Origin of the sequence: Nevskia soli DSM 19509 (genome assembly GCF_000711955.1) — a bacterium.
GTDB classification, from domain to species: domain Bacteria; phylum Pseudomonadota; class Gammaproteobacteria; order Nevskiales; family Nevskiaceae; genus Nevskia; species Nevskia soli.
Map to the genome: position 1 here is coordinate 1 of NZ_JONR01000018.1, position 21,849 is coordinate 21,849.

Sequence of the window (21,849 nt, forward strand, 5' to 3'; positions counted from 1 at the left end):
CGGCTGGGCGATCACCACGGTGTCCTTGGCCACGTCCACACCAATATCCAGAATTTGCATCCGCCAGCCTCCGCAGTTAGGGTCATTGGGCTGGGGTGGACCCCCGCATTAGCGTGAGCTTGCAACTCATCGGCGGTCTTAAAAGCCGCTAGATTCCTCATCGACGCTCAAATGCGGGCGGGGGATGTCTCAGGAAGTCTGTGCCTCTTGTCCAGGCCAGATGCGCAGCGATGTCCCTCCACCCCAGCGCTTCTACTTTCGCAGAAACGCTGAATGGACCATACAAGCGTAGCGAAGGATCTGGCCGTCGCGCTACGACTCTCGGGAAAGCATGGGAAAGAAACACCGCTATTTCGTCTATATCCTGACGAATAAGTCGCGCGTCCTATATATCGGCGTGACTAATGATCTGATTCAGCGCCTCTACCAGCATCGGAACAAATTGGTTGAAGGGTTCACCAAGAGATACAACATCACTGAGCTTGTCTACTTCGAGGAAACCTCGAATGTGGTTGATGCAATTGCGCGTGAGAAGCAGTTGAAGGGTTGGCTGAGGGCGAAGAAAATCGACTTGATTGAGGCGAGCAACCCGGAGTGGAGGGATCTTGGGAGCGAGTTGTGCGGGCCAGATCCTTCGCTTGGCTCAGGATGACAAACAATAGAGTTCACGCATAAAAAAACGGGGCCGCATCAGCGGCCCCGTTTTACTGTTGCTGCCAGGCTTACTGGAACGGGTAGTAGCGGAACGAGGCCATGACGATGGTGTCGTTGCCGCGGCCCACGTTGCCCTTGCCGTCGTCGAAGCTGGCGTTGGTCAGGTAGCCGCCTTCGGCACCGGCCATCAGATAGCCCAGCGAGCCCTTGTAGAACTTCCACCAGAAGCCGCCGGTGATCTCGCGCGTGGTACCGACGACGCCCGAGCACTTGCCGGTGGGGCTGTCGGCGTAGTTCACGTTGCAGCCTGAATTGTCGCTGATGCCGTAACCATAGGCCGACTTCTGGTGCTCCATGCCGCCGTACACGTACAGATCCAGGCTTGAGGCCGGATGGCCGACGAGGCCGACCATCAGTTGCTGTTCCTGCAGCGCCGCTACCGCACCGTTGTTGGTGTTGTAGGTCGAATCCGCCAGCGAGCCGGAACCATAGCGGCCGTTGCCGCGGCCGATGATGCCGGACACCTGCAGGTCCAGCATCTTCGGCACCAGCGGCAGGATGGCGCCGCCGCCGATGCTTTCCGCCACCGTGGTCTGGTTGGCTTCGGTGGAAATGGTGCCCGGCGTGGACGGCGCGCGGTCGTGGAAGAAGCGCGTCAGGCTGTACACCTCGTAATGGCCGTAACCCGGATCGAACGCGGCCTTGACCACCACGTCCGGCGCGATGTCGGTGGAGTAGGTGGCCGTGCTGTTGTACAGGCTGCCGCCGGCGTTGCCGCTGTCGACGTTGGCCGGCGCGGTGCCCTTGATGATGTTGGTCGGGTTTTCCAGCGACAGGCCGACGGCGGCGAAGCTGCCGAAGTCCTTCACCACGCGGATTTCGGCATTACGGGTCCAGTTGAAGCCGGGCACGTACTGCGCGTCGATGGTGAGCGGCACGTTTTCCTGGCGCGGCGTCAGCCCGCTCTTGTACATCGTCGCCAGGCTCCAGCTCTGGCCGCCGAGCACGTAGAAGTCGTACTTCGTGTTGATCCACTTGGCATAGGCCTGCCGCACACGCAGCGTATAGCTGTTGCTCTCGTTTGAGTTCGAGGTCACGCCGGCGCTGAGGAAGTCCGTTTCGAAATAGGCTTCCGCCTGGTTTTCCATGTCGCTGGGGCCCTGCACCAGCAAGGCCAGGCGGCTCTGGCGACCCGACTCGCGGAACTCCGAAGTGTAGTAGTTCGGATTGTTCGGCATCGGTGCGCCGTTGAAGCTGGAGCCCACGTCCGCGGTCTGGTTGCGGCTACGGAAAATGCCGGCCAGTTCGGTGAAGCCGCCGACGGTGAACTTCAGCGGTCCGGCCTGGTAGCTGGCTTCGCGCTTCGGTGCCGGTGCGGTGGTTTCAGTGCCGCTGCCGCCGGACTGCATGCCCCCCGAAGTCGACGCCACCATCGTCTTCTCATGCGTGAGATCGTTCACGCCCAGATCGTCCGCCAGCACGTCGGCGTTGACCACCCCATTGACGCCCGCGCCGACACATACGGCCAATACCCTGCCGCAAAGCAGCTTGTTCATGACAACTCTCCTGTCTCGATTGGAATACCTTGGTTTGGCGTTCGCATCAGCCCTTGTTCATGTCTTCATTCACCAACTTCGCCGCGTAGCGAACGCCTTTTTCGAGACGCGGCGTGACATCGACAACCACCAACTCGCCGGCATCGAGGCCGGTCTTGATTTCCACATGATTCGGTCCCGCCAGTCCGACGCTGACCTGGTGCGTCTGCACCTGGCCGTCCTGGTCGAGTACGTAGACTTTTCCGGTGTCGCTGTCGGAGGCGTGGTCGTGCAGCGCGGACAGCGGAATGGCCAGGACTTGCGAGCGGATCTTCAGCGGCAGTTCGACCTGGGCATACATGCCCGGCGCCACCAGGCCTTTCGAGTTGTCGAAGTCGATCTCGACATGCATGGTGCGGGTCGACTCGGCCAGTTGGTGGCTGATGCGTGATACCGGGAGGTCAAAGCCGGATTGCAGCGCCGATACGGTGACCCTGGCGATATTGCCGACGGCGACGTCGGGCACGGTGGATTCCGGCACTTCCAGAACCAGACGCAACTTGTTCATTTCCGAGATATGGAAGATGGCGTTGCCGCCGGTGCCGCTGGCCGCCCCAACCAGCGAGCCTTCATCGCGCAGGCGGGCGGTGATGACGCCGTCGAAGGGGGCATAGATCTTCGAGTAGGCCTCGGTGTCGCGAACCCGCGTCTGTTCCGCCGTCGCCTGCTTGATGCTCGCCTCCGCCGCGGTCTGCGCCGCCAGTGAGCCGTCGGCCTTGGAGCGGGCCTGGTCGATGTCCTGCTGCGCGATCAGATCGGGGCGTTCATGCATCACGCCGAGCAGGCGCTGATAGATGGCCTGGTCGTCGTCATGCTGCGCCCGCGCGCGTTCGGCCTGCTGCCGCGCCACGTTCACCGCCGCATCGGCGCTGCGCAGGTCGTCGGCCAGTTCGGGAATTTCCAGCTCGGCCAGCACCTGGCCTTTCTTCACCGTGTCGCCGATGTCTACATGCAGTTTGCTGACGTAGCCGCGCACCTTCGCGTCCACGTCCACTTCCTGGTAAGGCCGGAATTCACCCGGCACCTCGATTTGTTGACGAATGTCGCGGCGGCCGACTTCCGCCACCGGCAGGCTTTCCCTCGCCGCTGCGCCATCAACGGCCGCCAGGGCCGGCGGCGACTTCAGCAGAAAGCCCGCGCCGCCCAAGACGAGTACAGCGAGCGCGATGGAAACGGCAAGGGCGGGTCTGGAACGGATGCGTCTCATGGTCTGGGTCACTGCCTGTAAGGGATTCATGCGCCAGCGCCCGCTGCGCCAATGCGGGCGCCGATCTGGTAGGCGAGCTGCGCGGCGCTGATCTGGTATTCGTAAAGCGCCTTGACATAGCCGATCTCCGCGTCCATTTCGTTGAGCTGGGCGCGGTTCAGCTCGACGATGGAACTGAGGCCGAGGCGGTAGCGCGAGGCGGCGAGTTCCAGGGCGCTTTCGGCGTTGGCTCGCAGGCGGCGCGACACCTCGATGCTCTGATAGGTGGTGCGCGCGCCGAGCCAGGCCATGCGTACGTCGCGCGTCATCGCCAGCTGCGCCGAGGCAAGGGCGTCGGCGGCCTGTTGCGCCTTGAACGCGGCCTCGTTGGCCTGGGCCCGCAAGCGCCCGCCCTCGAAGATCGGGATGCTCAGGTTGACCGCGCCTGCGATGTAGTTCTCCGGCAGGCGTGTATCGCCATAAGGCGCGGTGCCGGCGGCGCCGACCAGGCTCAAGGTCGGGTTGCCCAGTTCGCTTTGCGCCTTGGCGTTGGCGCGCGCGGCGTCGAGGTTTTCTTCCAGACTCTTCAGTTCCGGTCGGTGTTGCCGTGCCTGCTCCAGCAAGGGCGCCAGTTCGCCCGGGGGCGCCAGTTCGCTGGCACCGTCGTCGGCCAGCAGCAGGCTGTCGTTGGCGGGGATGCCGATGTCGCTGCACAGCTGCGCCATGGCATCGTCGACGGCGTTCTGCTCCTGCAGCAGCAGCAGCTTGGACTGGTCCAGGCTGACGCCGGCGAAGCCCACGTCGAGTTCGGACTTGAGCTTGTTCTTCTGCAGCAACGAGATCTGGTCGAAGAGCAGGGAGCGTTCTTTCAGCACCTTGTTGGCGACCTGCAAGGCCGACTGCGCCTCGCGGGCGCGGAAATAGTCCGCGGTGACCTGCAGCAGCAGCAGTTGCCGGCGATCCTCGTAGCGGTCCTGCTCCGAACTCAGCGTGGCGCGCGCGCTGTCGACCAGGTGGCCGGTGTGGCCGAAGTCGGTGAGCTTCTGACTGACGGTGATGCCGGCCGCAGCGCGGTCGTAGACGCTGGAGGCATTGATGGCGCCGGCAGCAAGGCGTGGATCGAGTTTTCCGGCGGGCGCGCCATCGCGGCGACCATAACCCTGCGAGCCGGCCGCGGTGACATTGGCGTCGATGCTCGGCAGGTAGTTGGCGCGCGCCATGCTCAGGTCCGACTGCGCCAGGCCGATATTCTGGTAGTCGGACTGCAGCTCGGGATTGTGCTCCAGCGCCTGGCGCTTGGCGTCTTCCAGCGTCAGCACCGATTCCTGGGCTTGCGTCAACGGCGCGGCCAGCAGCAGCGCCAGCATCAGCAGCGGGAGCTTCATGACACGGCCTCCGCTCGCGTCGCGGCCTTGTTGCGATAGGCCAGGAAGTAGGCCACCGGCACCACGAACACGGTGGTGACCACCGAGGCGCTGAGGCCGCCGACGATGGCTCGGGCCAGCGGTGCGTAAGCCTCACTGCCTTCGCCGAGCTTCAGCGCCATCGGGATCAGGCCGATGATGGTGGCGAGCGAGGTCATCAGGATCGGACGCAGGCGTGCCTGGCAGGCTTCGATCACCGCCTCGCGCAGCGGATGGCCGTCGGCGATCAGGCGCCGGGTGAATTCGACGATGAGGATGCTGTTGGAGACGACGATGCCGACCATCATCACCACGCCCATCAGCGACATGACGTTGAGCGTGGTGCCGGTGAAGAGCAGGGTCAGCACCACGCCGGTCAGTCCGGTGGGAATGGCCAGCAGGATCAGGAAGGGATCCTTGAACGAGGCGAACTGCGCGACCAGGATCAGGTACACCAGCAGGGTGGAGAGCAGCAGTCCGGTGGCGAAGCTGGCGAAGGAGCTGTTCATGCTCTTCACCGAGCCGTGCAGCTGGATGCGGATGCCTTCCGGCAATTTCGTAGTCGCGACGATCTTCTGTACCTGGCTTTCGACCCGCGACAGGTCTTCGCCCGAGGTGGCGACATAGACGTCCACCACCTTGCGCAGCTGGTAGTGATCGATCTCGGTCGGCGCCAATACCGGTTTGAGCTTGGCCACCGCGTCGAGGGTGGTGTCCTGCTTGCCGTCTTTCGAGCGCAGCGGGATCTGGCGCAGGTCGATCTGGTCCTTGATCTGGCTTTCCGGGTACTGCACCGTCAGCAGGTAGGCGTTGCCGCTCTTCGGATCGATCCAGTAACCGGGCGCGATCATGGCGTTGGAATTGAGCGCGGTGATGATGTTGGCCACCACCTCCTTCTCGGTCAGGCCCAGCTGGGCCGCCTTGACGCGGTCGACGTCGACATACAGCGCCGGGGCATCGACGTCCTGCGGCACCAGGGTGTCGCTGACGCCGGGCAGGGCGTGGATCTGGCGCGATAGCTCGTCCGCCACCTGGTGCACCGCCGTCAGGTCCTTGCCGCTGACCTGCACGTCGATCGGCGTCGGCAGGCCCAGGTTGAGTACGGCGTCGACCAGGCCGCCGGACTGGAAGTAGCTGGTCACCTGCGGCAGCTGCCGGTGGATCTGCGCGCGCACGCGGTCCATGTAGGCGTAGCTTGAGATCTTGTGGCCTTCCTTCAGGCCCACCTGGACGAAAGCCGTGTGCGAAGCGGAGTTCGGCGTGTACAGCGAGGAGAAGCCGGGTGTGGCGCCGATGTTGGACAGCACCAGGTCGAGGTCGCCCGGCTCGACTTCCTTGCGCACGATGTCCTCGATCTGCGCGACGATCGCGTTGCTGCGCTCCATGCTGGTGCCGGTGGGCGCCTTGACGTTGATCAGGAACTGGCTCGGATCGGTGCGCGGGAAGTAGGAGAAGCCCATCAGCGGCATCAGGCCGATCAGCAGTACGCCGATGCCGAGGATCAGCAGCAGGCTGCGCGCTGGCCTGGCCAGCGCCAGCACCAGGCTGTTGCGGTAGCGGCCGAGGAATTGCTGGAAGCGGAGGTTGAACCAGTGGTTGAAGCGCCGCATCCAGCTGCCGCGGCCGCTGCTGGCGCCGATCGGATCCAAATGGTGGTCGCTCAACTCGTGGCTGGCGACGTCCGAGGACTTGATCAGCTTGGCGCAGAACAGCGGTACCACCGTCATCGCCACGAGGTAGGAGGCGAACAGCGAGATCACCACCGACAGCGCCATGGCCGAGAACAGGAACTTGCTGACGCCGGTGAGCAGCGTCACCGGGAAGAACACGATGGCGGTGGTCAGGGTCGAGGCCAGCACCGGCAGCGCCACTTCCTTGCCGCCGATCTCGGCCGCTTCCTGCGGTGTCTTGCCCAGTTCCAGGTGGCGGTAGATGTTTTCCAGCACCACCACCGAGTTGTCGATCAGGCGCGAGAAGGCCAGGGCCAGACCACCCAGCACCATGGTGTTGACGGTGCTGTCGCCCAGGGACAGCACGAAGAAGGTGGCCAGCGCCGACAACGGCACCGACAGGAACACCGCCAGCGTCGCCTTGAAGTTGCCGAGGAAGATCAGGATCATCAGGCCGGTCAGCAGCATGCCGATGCCGGCTTCGTGGATCAGATTGTGGATGGCACTCTTGACGAATACCGATTGGTCGAACACCACCTTGGTGATCAGCTGCTTGGGAATGTCGACCAGCTTGCCCACCGCATCGCGGATGCCGTCGACCACCGCGATGGTATTGGCGTCGCCGCCCTGCTTCAGCACCGGCAGGTAGACCGAGCGCTGGCCGTCGATGCGTACCAGGCTGGCCTGGATGGCGCTGGCGTCCTTGGCCCGGCCGACGTCGCCGATCAGTACCGGTGCGTCGCCGACGGTCTTGAGGGGGATGTTGTCCAGGTCCTGCATCGAGTCGACCTGGCTGTTGGTGTAGAGCGAGTAGTCGTAGGGGCCGATGACCACGTCGCCCGCCGGCAGGATCAGGTTGGAGTCGTTGACCGAACGCACCACGTCCATCACGCTGAGTTGATGCGCCTGCAGCTTGAGCGGGTCGACGTAGACCATGATCTGGCGGTATTTGCCGCCGAAAGGCTGGGGCACCGAGGCGCCCGGTACGCTGGCCACCTGGTTGCGCACGTCGTACTGGGCGAGATCGCGCAGCTTCGCCTCGCTGAGGCCCTCGCCCTTGAGGGTGATCAGGCACACCGGCATGCTGGAAGCGTCGAACTTGAGGATCACCGGCGGCAGCGTTCCCGGCGGCAGGCGGCGCAGGTCGGCCATGGCCAGGTTGGAAACCGAAGACAGGGCGGCGTTGGGATCGGTGCCGGGCTGGAAGAAGATCTTGATCAGGCTGACGCCGGGCAGCGAGCGCGATTCGATATGCTCGATACCGCTGCCGAGGGTGAAAAAACGCTCGAACGGACCGGTAATCTTGTTTTCCACCTCTTCCGGCGGCATGCCGTTGTAAAAGGTGGCGACGACGACGATAGGGATTTTTACTTCCGGAAACAGGTCTACAGGCAGCTTCTGCAAGCTGGTGAGGCCGATGACTGCCGTGATCAGGCAGGCGACGATGATGAAAAACGGGTACCGGATTGAAAATCGGGACATGGACGTTCGGAAGTGAATGGCGCCGGCTGGCTGTGGGGCCAGACCACCCGGCTGCAGCAATGCCCCGGGCAGGGGTAAAGTGCGGGCCTTGCAGCGCTGTGGACGGGAGTGTCGGCGCTCTGACCGGCGCTTAGCAGGGCAAAGTCCACACGAAATTCCCACGATGCATATGTGTTGATAAGTACATGACTGAAAAAGAAAATTTGAAGCCCGCCGAAGCCGGGATCGCGCTCTGGAAATTCGCCGGCGCGGAATTCGACGAGCAGAAGTGGGAGTTGCGCGTGGCCGGCGCGGCGATCGAGCTGGAGCCGCGGCCGCTGGAGATCCTGCTGTGCCTGCTGCGCCATGCCGGCGAGACGGTGACGAAGGAGGAATTGCTGCAATCGGTGTGGGGTCACGCCTACCTCAGCGAGAACGCCCTGAGCAATGCCATCGGCAAGCTGCGCAAGGCCCTGCGCGATGACGCCCAGTCGATCATCGTCACCACCTACAAGGTGGGTTACCGCCTGGCGGTACCGGTGCTGCGGCGCGAACCGCCGTCCCGGCCGCAGGCGCGCCTCGGTCTCAAGCCCGGCGATGCCGTGCCCGGCCGGCCGGCCTGGCTGCTGGAAAGAGAGTTGAGCGTCACCCCGGGCAGCGAGGTGTGGCTGGCGGCGCCGGCCCCGGGCACGGACGGTGCCGTGAGCGAGGGCGCGCGACGGGTGTTCAAGTTCAGCCCGGACGGCTTGCGCCTGTCTTCACTCAAGCGCGAGGCGGCGCTGTCGCGGCTGCTGCAAAGTACCCTGGGCGAGCGCGAGGACCTGGTGCGGGTGCTGGACTGGGGTTTCGACCGGCCGCCGTTCTTCATCGAATGCGAATACGGCGGTCTGAGTCTGCCGGAGTGGGCGGAGGCCCGTGGCGGCATTACCGGGCTGCCGCTGGCCCTGCGGCTGGAACTGGTGGCGCAGGTGGCCGAAGCGGTGGCGATGGCCCACTCGGTCGGCGTGCTGCACAAGGACCTGAAGCCGGCCAATGTCCTTATATATGAGGACGCGGAGGGTGCGCCGAAAGTCCGCCTGACCGACTTCGGCAGCGGCACCCTGACCGATCCGGCGCGGCTGGCGGAGTGGGGCTTCACCCGCATGGGCACCGTGAACACGGTGCAGTCGGTCAGCGGCACCCCGCTGTACATGGCGCCGGAGCTGCTGCTGGGGCATTCGCCGACGGTGCAGTCGGATCTTTATGCCCTGGGCGTGATGCTGTACCAGCTCGCGGTGGGGGATCTGCGTCGTCCGCTGGCCGCCGGCTGGGAGCGCGAGATCGTCGACGAGCTGCTGCGCCAGGACATCGCCGACGCCGCCAGCGGCACGCCGGAGCATCGCCTGACCTCGGCCCACGAACTGGCCGAGCGGCTGCGTCACCTCGGCGACCGCCGGCGCCAGCATCGGCTGGCGCGGGAGCAGGAAGCCGCCGCCGTCGCCGCGCGCGCGGTGCTGGAACGGGCCCGCATGCGCCGGCCGCTGTTGATCGCCGCCGGCGCGGCGCTGAGCATCGGCCTGCTGACCAGCTTGTTCTTCTTCCGCCAGACCTTGCTGTCGCGCAACGAGGAGCGCGGCGAGGCGGAGATGGTGCGGGCGGTCAACGGCTTCCTCGACAATGACCTGCTGGCGGCGGCCAACCCCAATGTCGGCGGCTCGATGGAGGTATCAGTGCGCGACGCCATCGCCAAGGCCAGCGGCCGGATCGACGCGCGCTTCGCCAGGTCGCCGGCGATGGCGGTGGCGCTGCACCAGACAGTGGGCGGCGCTTACCGCACGCTCGGCCAGTACGCCGATGCCGAGCGCGAGTTCCGCAGCGCGCGGGTGACAGCGTATTCGGCTTTCGGCGCTGGCGCCGATATTTCCATGACCAGCGACCTGATGCTGGCGCAGGACCTTGCCTACCAGAACAAGTACGACGAGGCGCTGGCGCTGCTGGCGCCGATCGACAGCCTGGTCTGGAGCAAGCCCTACACCGACCAGATGATCCGGGTGCGGCTGTGGGACGTGCACACCCTGCTTGACGGACACCATAGCAACCTGCTGGCCGCGGCGGCTGACGCGGAACAAACGCAGACGGCGTTGAACGACATGCGCAAGCTGCATGCGCGCACCTACAAGTCCAACCTCGACTACTTCTACCTGGCCGAGCTGCACGTCGGCACCGCCTTCGAGCAGGCCGGGCAGAGCCGGCAGGCGGAGGAAATCGAGCGGGAACTGGTGACGCAGCTCACCTCCGAGCGCGGTGCCGGCGATCCGCTCACCATCCAGGCGCGGGAAAAATGGCTGACCAGCCTGATCAGCCTGGGCCGGATCGACGAAGCGGCCGGTTATCTGCCGGCGCTGGACCGCGATATGCGCGCCCTTGGCGGCCACGAAAGCCCGCTGCAGCTTGAGTTCGTGCGGGTGCAGGCGCGGCTGGCGTCGGCTCAGCAGCGCTGGGCCGATGCGATCCACGACCGCAATGCGGTGGAGAGCGGCTATGCGCGGCTGTTCGGTGTCGACAACGACAGCAGCATCGTCGCCATGATGGATACCGCAGCGACGCTGCGCGCCGCCGGCCAGGCTGAAGCCGCCGTCGGCAAGTACCTGGAAGCCTACGGCCTGGCGGAAGCGCGGCAGGGGCCGAGCGGCCTGCTGACGCAGAAGATCGCCTACGGCCTGGCCGCCGCCTGCCTCGATGCGCACAAGCCCGAGCAATCGCAGCTCTACCTGGCACACCTCAACCCGGCGGCGCTGGCCGCCGCGGCGCCCGGTCGCGACTGGACCGCACACCTGGATTACCAGCGCGGCCGGCTGGCGCAACAGGATGGGCGCGGCGATGAGGCGAAGCGGGATTTCGCCGCGGCGCTGAAGCTGGCGCAGCGCGGGAACGACACGGCCTTCGCAGCGGAACTGGAGCGGGCGCTCGACGAAGCTCCGCCGGCCGCGGGCGTCAGGAAGGGATGAATCGCGGCAGTCGGCGGGGTTCACCAACCCTATTCACAGGCCCTAGGGAGCCTCTGATGAATCCCAAGCCCTGCCGCGGTTTGCCCTTTGACACAGGGCAAGGCGCGAGGAGCGTGGTGTACTGTACGTACACGAGCGACGAGCAACGCTGCCCTGTGTCAAAGGGCAAACCGCCCGAAGGGTTGCCCCCCATTTTGCGCCATGCTGCGTTGCTCGCTCCTCATGTGCAATCAGCACACTTCGTCGCTCGCGCCTTGCCTGGCACAAAATGGGGGGCAACGGCAGGGCTTGGGATTCATCAGAGGCTCCCTAGTACAATGTTCCTTTCCACAATTCTTCGCGCCTTGCCGCAACGCTTCCGTCGCGGCGGCCAACGTTTCCACTGATCAGCCCTGATGGCGCGTCCCAAGAAAAAAGCCGGTTTCCGACTGTTGCAATCCCCACTGCTTCGCTGGCTGCTGATCGGCCTGGCCGTGGCGCTGAGCGTGGGGCTGCTGGTGTTCACCATCTTCCTGGTCAAGCTCGACGGCGATGTGCGCACGCGCTTTGCCGGCGTGCGCTGGGTACTGCCGGCGCAGGTCTATGCGGCGCCGCTGGAAATCTATCCGGGCGCCAGCCTGAGCATGGAGCAGCTGCGGCATGAGCTGGATCGCCTGGGCTACCGCGCCGGTGACGAACTCGTGGGGCCGGGCACCTACATTGCCGCCAAGGATTCCCTGCGCATCGACACGCGCGCCTTCGCTTTCTGGGATGCGGCGCAGCCGGAGCAGCGCATCGAGGTGCACGGCGACGACAAGGGCATCGGCAGCATGCGCGTGATGGGCAGCGACCAGTCGTTGGACCTGCTGCGCTTCGACCCGATGCTGATCGGCAGCATCTATCCCTCGCACAGCGGCGAGGATCGTGTGCTGGTGAAGCTGGCGGATGTGCCGGCACTGCTGCCGCAGACGCTGATCCTGGTGGAGGACCACGATTTCTACAGCCACGGCGGCGTCAGCCTGCGCGGCATCCTGCGCGCGGCCTTCGCCAACCTGCGCGCGGGGCACACGGTGCAGGGCGCCAGCACGCTGACGCAGCAGCTGATCAAGAACCTGTTCCTGTCCAACGAGCGCACCGCCAAGCGCAAGATCACCGAGGCCTCGATGGCGGTGCTGCTGGAGCGGCATGTCAGCAAGGACGAGATCCTCGAGGCCTATCTGAACGAGGTGGACCTGGGCCAGGACGGGCCGCGGGCGGTGCATGGCTTCGGCCTGGCCAGCCAGTTCTACTTCAACAAGCCGCTGAACGAGCTGCAGCCGCACGAGATCGCCTTGCTGGTGGCGATCGTCAAGGGGCCGAGCCAGTACAACCCGCGGCGTGCGGTGAAGCTGGTGACGGATCGGCGCAACCTGGTGCTGAAGATGATGTCCGAGGCCGGCAAGATCACGCCGGACGAATACCAGGACGCGATCAACCGGCCATTGGGCGTGACGCCGGGCGGGGGCGGGGGCGCGGCGCGTTACCCGGCCTTCGTCGACCTGGTGCGGCGCCAGCTCGCCGGGCTGTACCAGGAGCAGGATCTGACCAACGAGGGCCTGCGCATCTTCACCACGCTCGATCCGCGCGTGCAGGAGACGCTGGAGGCGCGCATCAGCGCCGACGTGCCGGAGCTGGAGAAGGCGCGGCGCATGGCCGAGGGCACGCTGCAGGGCGCCGGCGTGGTGACCTCGGTGGAGGGCGGCGAGGTGCTGGCGGTGGTGGGCGGCCGTGATGCCCGCTATGCCGGCTTCAATCGCGCCATCGATACGCGCCGGCCGATCGGCTCGCTGGCCAAGCCGTTCACCTACCTGACGGCGCTGGAGCAGCCTGACCGCTACAACCTGCAAACGGCGCTCGACGACTCGCCCGTGGACCTGAAGCTCCCCACCGGCCAGATCTGGTCGCCGAAGAACTTCGACCACCAGCTGCACGGCGCCGTGCCGCTGTATATGGCGCTGGCCAAGAGCTACAACCTGGCGACGGTGCACCTGGGCCTGGATCTGGGTGTAGGCAAGGTCAAGCAGACGTTTGCCTCCGCCGGCTTCGAGGATGTGCCGGAGCTGCCTTCGATCTTCCTCGGCGCCATCGACATGTCGCCGTTCGACGTGGCGCAGATCTATTCGACCCTGGCCTCGTCCGGCTACCTGACGCCGCTGCTGGCGATCCGCGCGGTGTTGACCAAGGACGGCCAGCCCCTCAACCGCTATGCCTTCAAGCTCAAGCACACGCTGCCGGAAGGGCCGGTGTACCTGACCACCTGGGCCATGCACAAGGTGATCGAGCTGGGCACCGCCCACTGGGCCACCTCGGTGCTGCCGGCCGGGCAGTATTACGCCGGCAAGACCGGCACCACCGAAGACCTGCGCGACAGCTGGTTTTCCGGCTTCGGCGCCGATCGCGTGGCGGTGGTCTGGGTGGGGCGCGACGACAACAAGCCCACCGGCCTGGAGGGCGCCACCGGCGCGTTGCGCATCTGGGCCAAACTGATGCGCGATCTCAATGCCAAGGGCATCGAGACGCTGCCGCCGGCTGACGTGGAGGAGGTGGCGGTCGACCCGGCCAGCGGCCTGCGCGCCGACCCCGGCTGCTCCGAAACGGTGATGGTGCCGTTCATGCGCAACGCCGAGCCGCAGCAGTACGCGCCGTGCGCGAATCAGTCAAAATCCACACCTATTGACTGGCTGAAGAGCATATTCAAATGAGCATCGGGAGTTTCGGGTTGGGCCGCACGATGGTGGCCGTGGCGCTGGCGGGAGCGGTGCTGTCCGGCTGTGCCACCGAGCAGGGGCAGAGCGAGAGTTCCGGTGTGGGCACGGTGTTGCCCCCGGCGCCCAGCGCGAGCGCGGTGATTCCCGGCGCCGGCACCTATCTTCCGCCGACGGTGACGCAGCCGCCGATCACCACGCAGAACTATCCCAAGACCATCCAGGACACCAACGCCGGCAAGGCGGTGCTGTCGCTGTACAAGCAGGCGCAGGACGCCCGCGCCGCCGGCCATTCCGACCAGGCCGAGGCGCTGCTGGAACGCGCCGTGCACATCGAGGCGCGCAACCCCTTCGTATGGCAGGCCCTGGCCGGCGCCCACATGGACCTTGGCCACTCCGACCAGGCCGAGAGCGCGGCGCAGAAGTCGACCAGCCTGGCGCGCGGCAATCCCTATGTCGAAGCGGGCAACTGGCGGCTGATCGCCGCGGCCCGTCAGGCGCGTGGGGATACGGGTGGGGCGATGCAGGCACAAGGCAGGGCGGACGGGATCGCGAAGGCGTTGGCGGCGAATTAGGGTTTAGCGGCGACGAACTCCCAATCGAGCGAAGCGCGTTCTGCCGTCAGGCCGCAGCAAGAATTGGCGGAATGCGCTTCGCTTGTTCCGCCCTACGGTTTTTGGTTCTTTCAGGAGTGAGCCGTGAATAACTGGATTCGCAGCAACCGGGGTTTTCTGGCTTTTCTTCTGTTGTTCGGTTTGTTCCGCACGGCCATTGCGGACTGGAATCCGATTCCTTCGGGGTCGATGCGGCCGAACCTTCTCGAAGGGGACGTGGTGTTCGTCAACCGCCTGGCGTTCAACCTGAAGATGCCGTTGACCAACGTCATCGTGGCGCGCACCGGGGAGCCGCGGCGCGGGGACATCGTCACCTTTTTCTCGCCGAAGAACGGGACGCGACTGATCAAGCGCGTGGTCGGGCTGCCGGGCGATACGGTGGAGATGCGCGACAAGGTGGTGATCGTCAACGGCCAACCGGCGACTTACGCCAGAATCGGCACCGGGATGGAGCCGCTGGCGGATGGCGGCATCGATGCGCTGCATCTGGATGAGAGCATCGGCAAGGACGAGCACATCGTGCAGTGGCTGCAGACCTCGCGCGGCGCCGCCAACGACAATTTCGGGCCGCTGGTGATTCCGGCCGATCATTTCCTGATGCTGGGCGACAACCGCGACAACAGCGCCGACTTCCGCTACTTCGGCCTGGTGCCGCGCAATCTGCTGATCGGCCGCGCTGTCACCGTGCTGGTTTCCGCCGACATCAAGGGCAACTGGGCGCCTCGGTTCGAGCGGTTTGGGGAAAAACTCGATTGAATTCTGGCGCAACTGAAAAATTCGCTGTCCTGGCCAGAAGCTATTGCAGCTGGGCGGAAGGCACACCCGAAAGTCCGAAGCAGGAAGCGATACGCGCCTTGTCGCTGCTGACGGAGCTATACGGTTGCGCGCTCACTTTGCCGGAAGTATTCGAAGATGGTGAAGTAGAAACTATCTCGCACGAAGACTATGCGCTTGTCCTTAAGAGATTTGGCGCTCTGCCTTTCAATTTTTACGCCAATTGCTTCGATCCTTTGGCGGTGCCCGTCGAGCAGCCCGTAGTAGCTGACCTTGCCGATGATCTGGCAGACATCTGGCGGGATCTGAAAAAAGGGTTGTCTCTATTTGACGCTGGACATCACGTTGCAGCCGCCTGGGATTGGCGCTTCGCGTTTCATACGCATTGGGGGCGACATGCAGCGGCGGCTTTGCATCCATTGCATTGTTGGTTGGCGCAAAACGTGGGGGATTTGCGGTGAAGTCGCAAACCGCAGGCGAACTGCTGGGCGCGAAAGGCCCGTTCTCCTATAGCCTTCCCGGGTTTCTGCCGCGCGCGGCGCAGCAGGAGATGGCGGATGCGGTGGAGCAGGCCTTGCAGGAACGTTCGGCGCTGGTGGTGGAGGCGGGGACGGGGACGGGCAAGACCTACGCTTACCTGACGCCGGCGCTGATGAGCGGCAACCGCGTGGTGGTTTCCACCGGGACCAAGAATCTGCAGGACCAGTTGTTCTTCCGTGACCTGCCGCGGGTGCGGGATACGCTGGCGGTGCCGGCGCGGGTGAGTCTGCTCAAGGGGCGCGCCAATTACCTGTGCCTGTATCGTCTGCGCAAGGCGCAGATGGATCCGCGCAGCCGGGTGCGGCGCGATCGCTTCCAGGTGGTGGACGAGTGGGCGCATCGCACCAGCACCGGGGAGATTTCCGAGTTGGGGTCGATCGGCAACGACGATCCGATTTTGCCGGCGATCACGTCGACGGCTGACAACTGCCTGGGCGCGAAGTGTCCGGATTTTGCCGAATGCCATGTGGTAAAGGCGCGGCGGGCGGCGCAGGCGGCGGATCTGGTGGTGGTGAACCATCACCTGCTGTTCTCCGATTTCCGCCTGAAGCAGGAAGGCTTCGGGGTGCTACCGGGTACGGACGCGATCATCGTGGACGAGGCGCACCAGTTGCCGGAGCTGGCGGCGCAGTTCTTCGGCGAGCGCGTGTCGACGCGGCAACTGCTGGATCTGGTGCGCGACACCGGGACCGAGATGCAGGAATTCCGCGATATGCCGGGCCTGACCGAGGCGGTGGATGCCCTGGCCATCGCGGCATCGGAGCTGGAGCGGCCGTTCCTGGAGCTGGGCGGGCGCATCGCCTGGCGGCAGTTCGGCACGCTGCCGGGCGCGACCTCGGCGCTGGGCGCGGCGCGCAATGCCCTGGGCGAATGCAGCGATGAATTGAAGCGCTACGCCGAGCGCAGCGCGGGGCTGGATGCCGTTTCGCAGCGCGCCCGCGCGCTGGTGAAGCGGATGGACCTGATCACGGCGGCGGACGAGTCGCCGGAGGCTGCGGCGACATCGGTGCGCTGGGTCGAGTCGGTGGGACGGGGCGGGGCGCTGCACACGGCGCCGGTGGAGCCGACCGAGGGCTTCCGCAGTTTCATGGCGGCCTATCCGGGCGCCTGGGTGTTCACTTCGGCGACGCTGGCGGCGGGCAAGGACTTCACCCACTTCACCGATACGCTGGGATTGACCGAGGCGCGCACGCTGCGGCTGGACAGTCCCTTCGACTACGCGCGCCAGGCGCGTTTGTACCTGCCGCGCGATCTGCCCGATCCGAATACGCCGGAGCATCCCGAGGCGGTGGCCGATATGCTGCTGCCCTTGATCGAGGCCAGCGGCGGCGGGGCTTTCGTGCTGTGCACCAGCCATCGCGCGCTGGCGCGCATCGCGGCGAAATTCCGCAAGTCGGCGTTCCCGCTGTTCGTGCAGGGCGAGGATGCCAAGTCGGTGCTGGTGGACCGCTTCAGCCGCGCCGGCAACGGCATCCTCGTCGCCACCAGCAGCTTCTGGGAAGGCGTGGACGTGAAGGGCATGGCGCTGCGCCTGGTGGCGATCGACAAGCTGCCGTTCGGGCAGCAGAACGATCCGGTATTCGAGGCGCGGCTGGAGGCGGTGCGTGCCCGCGGCGGCAATCCCTTCTCCGAGGTGCAGTTGCCGCGCGCCATCACCACCTTGCGGCAGGGCGTGGGGCGCTTGATCCGTGACGATGCGGACCACGGGCTGATTGTGATCTGCGATCCGCGCATCCGCGGCAAGAGTTACGGCAAGCGCGTGCTGGCCAGCCTGCCGGCGATGCCGCTGCTGGCGGATGCGGCGGAAGCTGCCGCCTGGCTGCGCGGGTTGAAGGCCGCATGAAACTGCTTGCGATCGATACGGCCACCGAGGCTTGTTCGGTGGCCTTGTGGCTGGACGGCGCCATCCATGAGCGTTTCGAGCTGACGGGGCGCGAGCATTCGCGGCTGCTGCCAGCGATGCTGCATGGGTTGATGGCGGATTGCGGGATTGCCTTGTCGGAAATCGACGGCATTGCCAGCGGCGTCGGGCCGGGCAGCTTCGCCGGGGTGCGCATCGGCGTGGGCTTCGTCAAGGGGCTGGCGCTGGGCCTGGACCGGCCGGTGGTGCCGGTATCCTCGCTGGCGATGCTGGCGCAAGGGGCGGTGCGGCTGCATGGCGCCGATCAGGTGCTGGCGGCGATCGATGCGCGGATGAACGAGGTCTATTTCTGCCGCTATGCGGCGGTGGATGGTCTGGCGGTGGCGCAGGGGGAGGCGGTGGTGTCGCCGCCGGATGCCCTGGAACTGCCGGCCGAAGGTATGGTTGCCGCGGTCGGCAGCGGCTGGAAGACACACCTGGAGGCCCTGCGCGGGCGCACAGGCGCCGCGCTCAGCCCGCTGGATGGGGAAGCGCTGCCGCGGGCGCGGGATGCGTTGCCGTTGGCGCGGCAGGCGTTTGCGGCCGGGCAGGGCATCGGGGCGGGGGAACTGCTGCCGGTGTACCTGCGCAACCGGGTGGCGTTGACCAAGGTGGAGCAGGAGGCGGCGCGGAAGCAGCCGTAGGGTTGCGCCGGCGGTGATCTGCCGTTTGCCGGTGCGCGGGTGGCCGCGACAGGCGGGTCGCGGACCCGCCCTACTATTGTCGGATCCGCTTCGCTTGATCCGACCTACATGGCTTTTTTTACCATGCATGCCATGTGTGCCAAGGGTTTTTGTTGGCACGCATGCGGCGAGCGTGTTGATTCCGGGTGGAAAAAGCGGCGGCCATGGGCCGCCCTACGGGTGCTGGTTCCGGATGACGGGGCGTGGAATCCGGCCAGATCCTTCGCTGCGCTTGGATGACATGGGGCGTGTTGATGCGCTTCTTTCTACCCCGTTTTCCACCCTCTTTTTTGGCGCCGAAGCTCTGGTAATCCGCCGAAACATACGCTACCGTATTGTACAAGGTAATCCGGATACCCTCAAAGTTCCGCCCCACGGGCGTGGCCCGGGTTGCTTCCCTCATCAATCGCATTGGAGAGTTTCATGGGTCAGTACACGCCGCCGCTGCGCGACATGCAGTTTGTCCTGCACGAATTGCTCAACGTGGAAGAGGAATTCAAGGCCATGCCGGCGCATGCCGAGATCGATGCCGCCACGGTGGACCAGGTGCTGGAGGAAGCCGGCAAGTTCTGCGCCGGGGTGATCTTTCCGCTCAACCAGAGCGGCGACGAAGAGGGTTGCACCTACAAGGGCGACGGCGTGGTCACCGCGCCGAAGGGCTTCAAGGAAGCCTACAAGCAGTACGTCGAGGCGGGCTGGCCGGCGCTGTCGGCGGACCCGAACTACGGCGGCCAGGGCCTGCCGGAACTGGTCAACAACGTCTTCATGGAGATGATCAACTCCGCCAACCAGGCCTGGGGCATGTATCCCGGCCTGTCGCATGGCGCCTACGCGGCGCTGCGCGCCCACGGCACGCCGGAATTGCAGAAGCTGTACCTGCCCAAGCTGGTGTCGGGCGAATGGACCGGCACCATGTGCCTGACCGAGGCGCATTGCGGCACCGACCTGGGCCTGCTGCGCACCAAGGCCGAGCCGCAGGCGGACGGCTCGTATCACATCACCGGCAGCAAGATCTTCATCTCGGCCGGCGAGCACGATATGTCGGACAACATCGTGCACCTGGTGCTGGCGCGCCTGCCGGACGCGCCGGCCGGCACCAAGGGCATCTCGCTGTTCATCGTGCCGAAGTTCCTGCCCACGGCCGAGGGCAAGCCGGGCGCGCGCAACACCGTCAAGTGCGGCTCGATCGAGCACAAGATGGGCATTCACGGCAACGCCACCTGCGTCATCAACCTGGACAGCGCCAAGGGCTGGCTGGTGGGTGAGCCGAACCGCGGCCTGCCGGCGATGTTCGTGATGATGAACGGAGCGCGCCTGGGCGTGGGCCTGCAGGGCCTGGGCCTGACCGAGATCGCATACCAGAATTCGCTGGCCTACGCGAAGGATCGCTTGCAGATGCGTTCGCTGTCCGGCCCCAAGGCCAAGGACAAGCCGGCCGATCCGATCATCGTGCATCCCGACGTGCGTCGCCTGCTGCTGACGCAGAAGGCCTATGTCGAGGGCGGCCGCGCGTTCTCCTACTGGACCGGCCTGCAGATCGACCGCGAGCTGTCGCACCCGGACGAGAAGGTGCGCAAGGATGCCGAGGACCTGGTGGCGCTGCTGACGCCGATCATCAAGGCCTTCCTCACCGACAATGGTTTCGAGTGCACCAACCTCGGCTTGCAGGTGCTGGGCGGCCACGGCTACGTCAAGGAATGGGGCATGGAGCAGTATGTTCGCGATGCCCGCATCAACATGATTTATGAAGGCACCAACGGCATCCAGGCGCTGGATCTGCTGGGCCGCAAGGTACTCAGCGATATGGGTGCCAAGCTGATGAAGTTCGGCAAGCTGGTGTCGCAGTTCGCCAAGTCCCAGGCGGACAAGCCGGAGATGGCCGAGTTCATCGGCCCCCTGGCCGCCCTGGGCGACCAGGTGACCAAGCTCACCGCCGAGATCGGCCAGAAGGCGATGAAGAATCCGGAAGAAGTCGGCGCCGCCTCCACGCCTTATCTGCGCGTGGTCGGTCATCTCGTGTTCGCCTACTTCTGGGCGCGCATGGCGCGCATCGCCCTGGACAAGCAGGCCGAAGGCGACTTCTACAAGGCCAAGCTGACGACGGCGCGCTTCTACTACGCCAAGCTGCTGCCGGAGACGGAGTTCCACCTGCGCGCGGCGCGTGCCGGTGCCGCGCCGCTGATGGAGATGGACGTTTCGATGTTCTGATGCGGTTGCGGTAAAGCAAAAAGCGGGTTGAGCCGGTGAGGTTCAACCCGCTTTTTTGCGTGCGGACGGGAGCCACCAACCCGATTGGTGCTGTTGACGGCCCCACGGCCCTATAATTGGCAAATTGCAAGGTTCTACGCTGGCAATTTGCCAGTGGTGCCTGGAAATCGGGCAAACTGGGCAATCCGGTTCGGAGAGCAGTAATGACACACGACCGTATAGCAGCCGATCCAGCCGTCCTGGCGGGAAAGCCGGTCATCCGCGGCACGCGGATTGGCGTGGACCTGATCCTGCGCAAACTCGGCGCCGGCGTCAGCGTTGCCGAGATCCTGGCAGATCATCCTCATCTTTCAGAGGCGGACATTCACGCAGCCCAGGCTTTCGCGGCGGACTACATTGCCAATGAGGAAGTGACGTTCGGTTGATGCCTGCCATGCGTCTGCTGGCGGATGAATGTTGCGATGCCGGCCTGGTCGGCGCCTTGCGGTCAGCGGGGCACGATGTGCAATCCATTGCCGAGAATTCTCCCGGGGTATCGGACGAGGTTGTGCTGTCCCAGGCGCAACGAGATCAACGCGTTCTGCTGACCGAAGACAAGGATTTCGGTGAGCTGGCCTTTTTCCGCGCCCGGCGCGCGTTCGGCATCGTGCTGGTACGGATTGCCCCAGGGGACCGGGCAATAAAAGTACAACGGCTGCTACATGCATTGGAGCAATACGGTGATCGCCTTGCCGGCGGCTACCTGGTGGTACAAAAAGACAAGACACGCTTCAGACCACTACTCCGCCTTACCTGATTCGGCTCCTGCTGGATAACGGGTCTATAGTGGGGCATGCGCCGACATCGAACGGACGCGCTGCATCCATAAAAACGGAGGAAGACGCATGTTCCATATCATGGCCCGCATCAAGGTGACCGACTTCGACGCCTGGAAGCAGGCTTACGACCGCGGCCGCAGTGTGCGCGACAGCATGGGTATCCGCGAATTCAACCTGTGGCGCAATGTCGACGATCCGCTCGACGTGGTGCTGTTGCTGCATGCCACGCATGTGGCCAAGGCCAGGGCGTATTTCGAGTCGGAGGAACTGGCGCAGCGGATGGCGGCGGCTGGAGTCGAAGAGCCGCCGGAGGTGGTTTACCTGAGCGACAGCAACTAGGGAACCTCTGATGAAGCGGGCGGCGGCCGATGGCCGCCTGGCTGCTACTGCTTGGTCAGCGCGCGGTTGGCGAGCTGGGAGCGTTGCAGGGCGGCGAATTCGAGGACGCCGAGCATGACGACGCCGAGGGTGAGGGCGGGGTAGGCCTTGAAGCTGCGAACGAATCCACGCATGATTTTTCTCCTGGCGTATCCATCACGTCTGGCTGGTCACGCTGGCTGGCGTGCCGCGTCGAAGCGCTGATTGAGGAAGGTATCAAGCGTGTGTTACGCGAATATTGCAGCTTGATGAAAC

General features: G+C 65.1%; 17 protein-coding genes. 12 read left to right on the plus strand and 5 right to left on the minus strand.

The window, feature by feature from the left end; translation table 11 throughout:
* Positions 1-331 precede the first annotated feature (331 nt).
* Positions 332-652, plus strand: a complete 321-nt coding sequence (locus BP26_RS0110400; protein ID WP_029920517.1) for a GIY-YIG nuclease family protein — start codon at positions 332-334, stop codon at positions 650-652.
* A 70-nt stretch (positions 653-722) separates the two neighbouring features.
* Here BP26_RS0110400 and BP26_RS0110405 read toward each other — a convergent pair whose 3' ends face one another.
* From BP26_RS0110405 to BP26_RS0110420, 4 genes are read right to left on the minus strand one after another with little or no spacing between them, the layout of a single operon-like run.
* Entirely contained in the window at positions 723-2,210 is a 1,488-nt protein-coding gene (locus BP26_RS0110405; protein ID WP_051748820.1) for a hypothetical protein, read from the minus strand.
* Between the two features lie 46 nt (positions 2,211-2,256).
* Positions 2,257-3,486, minus strand: a complete 1,230-nt coding sequence (locus BP26_RS0110410; RefSeq protein ID WP_084182990.1) for an efflux RND transporter periplasmic adaptor subunit — start codon at positions 3,484-3,486, stop codon at positions 2,257-2,259.
* Entirely contained in the window at positions 3,483-4,820 is a 1,338-nt protein-coding gene (locus BP26_RS0110415; protein ID WP_029920520.1) for a TolC family protein, read from the minus strand. The genes BP26_RS0110410 and BP26_RS0110415 overlap by 4 nt, the downstream gene beginning before the upstream one ends.
* Positions 4,817-7,990, minus strand: a complete 3,174-nt coding sequence (locus BP26_RS0110420; RefSeq protein WP_029920521.1) for an efflux RND transporter permease subunit — start codon at positions 7,988-7,990, stop codon at positions 4,817-4,819. Before BP26_RS0110420 ends, BP26_RS0110415 begins: the two co-directional genes overlap by 4 nt.
* 185 nt (positions 7,991-8,175) lie before the next feature.
* Between BP26_RS0110420 and BP26_RS0110425 the strand changes: the two genes are divergently transcribed.
* The 11 genes from BP26_RS0110425 (at position 8,176) to BP26_RS26595 (ending at position 21,555) form a co-directional block, all read left to right on the plus strand.
* Positions 8,176-10,956, plus strand: a complete 2,781-nt coding sequence (locus tag BP26_RS0110425) for a protein kinase domain-containing protein (RefSeq protein ID WP_084182991.1) — start codon at positions 8,176-8,178, stop codon at positions 10,954-10,956.
* Between the two features lie 431 nt (positions 10,957-11,387).
* Positions 11,388-13,676, plus strand: a complete 2,289-nt coding sequence (gene mrcB, locus BP26_RS0110430) for a penicillin-binding protein 1B (RefSeq protein ID WP_245611768.1) — start codon at positions 11,388-11,390, stop codon at positions 13,674-13,676.
* Positions 13,673-14,254 carry a tetratricopeptide repeat protein gene (locus tag BP26_RS27535; protein ID WP_051748823.1) on the plus strand — a complete coding sequence of 194 codons (582 nt, stop codon included), beginning with the start codon at positions 13,673-13,675 and terminating at the stop codon, positions 14,252-14,254. The genes mrcB and BP26_RS27535 overlap by 4 nt, the downstream gene beginning before the upstream one ends.
* A 123-nt stretch (positions 14,255-14,377) precedes the next feature.
* Positions 14,378-15,049, plus strand: a complete 672-nt coding sequence (gene lepB / locus BP26_RS0110440) for a signal peptidase I (RefSeq protein ID WP_029920525.1) — start codon at positions 14,378-14,380, stop codon at positions 15,047-15,049.
* Positions 15,046-15,528 carry a DUF5063 domain-containing protein gene (locus BP26_RS28470; RefSeq protein WP_169740685.1) on the plus strand — a complete coding sequence of 161 codons (483 nt, stop codon included), beginning with the start codon at positions 15,046-15,048 and terminating at the stop codon, positions 15,526-15,528. The genes lepB and BP26_RS28470 overlap by 4 nt, the downstream gene beginning before the upstream one ends.
* The gene (gene yoaA, locus BP26_RS0110445; RefSeq protein WP_029920526.1) at positions 15,525-17,450 is read left to right on the plus strand and encodes a DNA repair helicase YoaA; all 1,926 of its coding nucleotides are present in this window, start codon (positions 15,525-15,527) and stop codon (positions 17,448-17,450) included. The genes BP26_RS28470 and yoaA overlap by 4 nt, the downstream gene beginning before the upstream one ends.
* Positions 17,447-18,151, plus strand: coding sequence for a tRNA (adenosine(37)-N6)-threonylcarbamoyltransferase complex dimerization subunit type 1 TsaB (gene tsaB / locus BP26_RS0110450; RefSeq protein ID WP_029920527.1), 705 nt, complete (start codon positions 17,447-17,449; stop codon positions 18,149-18,151). The genes yoaA and tsaB overlap by 4 nt, the downstream gene beginning before the upstream one ends.
* A gap of 462 nt (positions 18,152-18,613) precedes the next feature.
* A complete protein-coding gene (locus BP26_RS0110455) occupies positions 18,614-20,398 on the plus strand; it encodes an acyl-CoA dehydrogenase C-terminal domain-containing protein (RefSeq protein WP_029920528.1) in 1,785 nt (594 codons plus the stop codon).
* A 203-nt stretch (positions 20,399-20,601) separates the two neighbouring features.
* Positions 20,602-20,823 carry a DUF433 domain-containing protein gene (locus BP26_RS0110460; RefSeq protein ID WP_029920529.1) on the plus strand — a complete coding sequence of 74 codons (222 nt, stop codon included), beginning with the start codon at positions 20,602-20,604 and terminating at the stop codon, positions 20,821-20,823.
* Between the two features lie 8 nt (positions 20,824-20,831).
* Entirely contained in the window at positions 20,832-21,194 is a 363-nt protein-coding gene (locus tag BP26_RS0110465; protein WP_029920530.1) for a DUF5615 family PIN-like protein, read from the plus strand.
* Positions 21,195-21,282: 88 nt separating this feature from the next.
* Positions 21,283-21,555, plus strand: coding sequence for a hypothetical protein (locus BP26_RS26595; protein ID WP_036516554.1), 273 nt, complete (start codon positions 21,283-21,285; stop codon positions 21,553-21,555).
* A 44-nt stretch (positions 21,556-21,599) separates the two neighbouring features.
* On the opposite strand, the gene BP26_RS30860 is transcribed toward BP26_RS26595, so the two are convergent.
* On the minus strand, positions 21,600-21,728 hold the full coding sequence (locus BP26_RS30860) for a hypothetical protein (protein ID WP_281172715.1): 129 nt from the start codon (positions 21,726-21,728) through the stop codon (positions 21,600-21,602).
* Between the last annotated feature and the right edge of the window lie 121 nt (positions 21,729-21,849).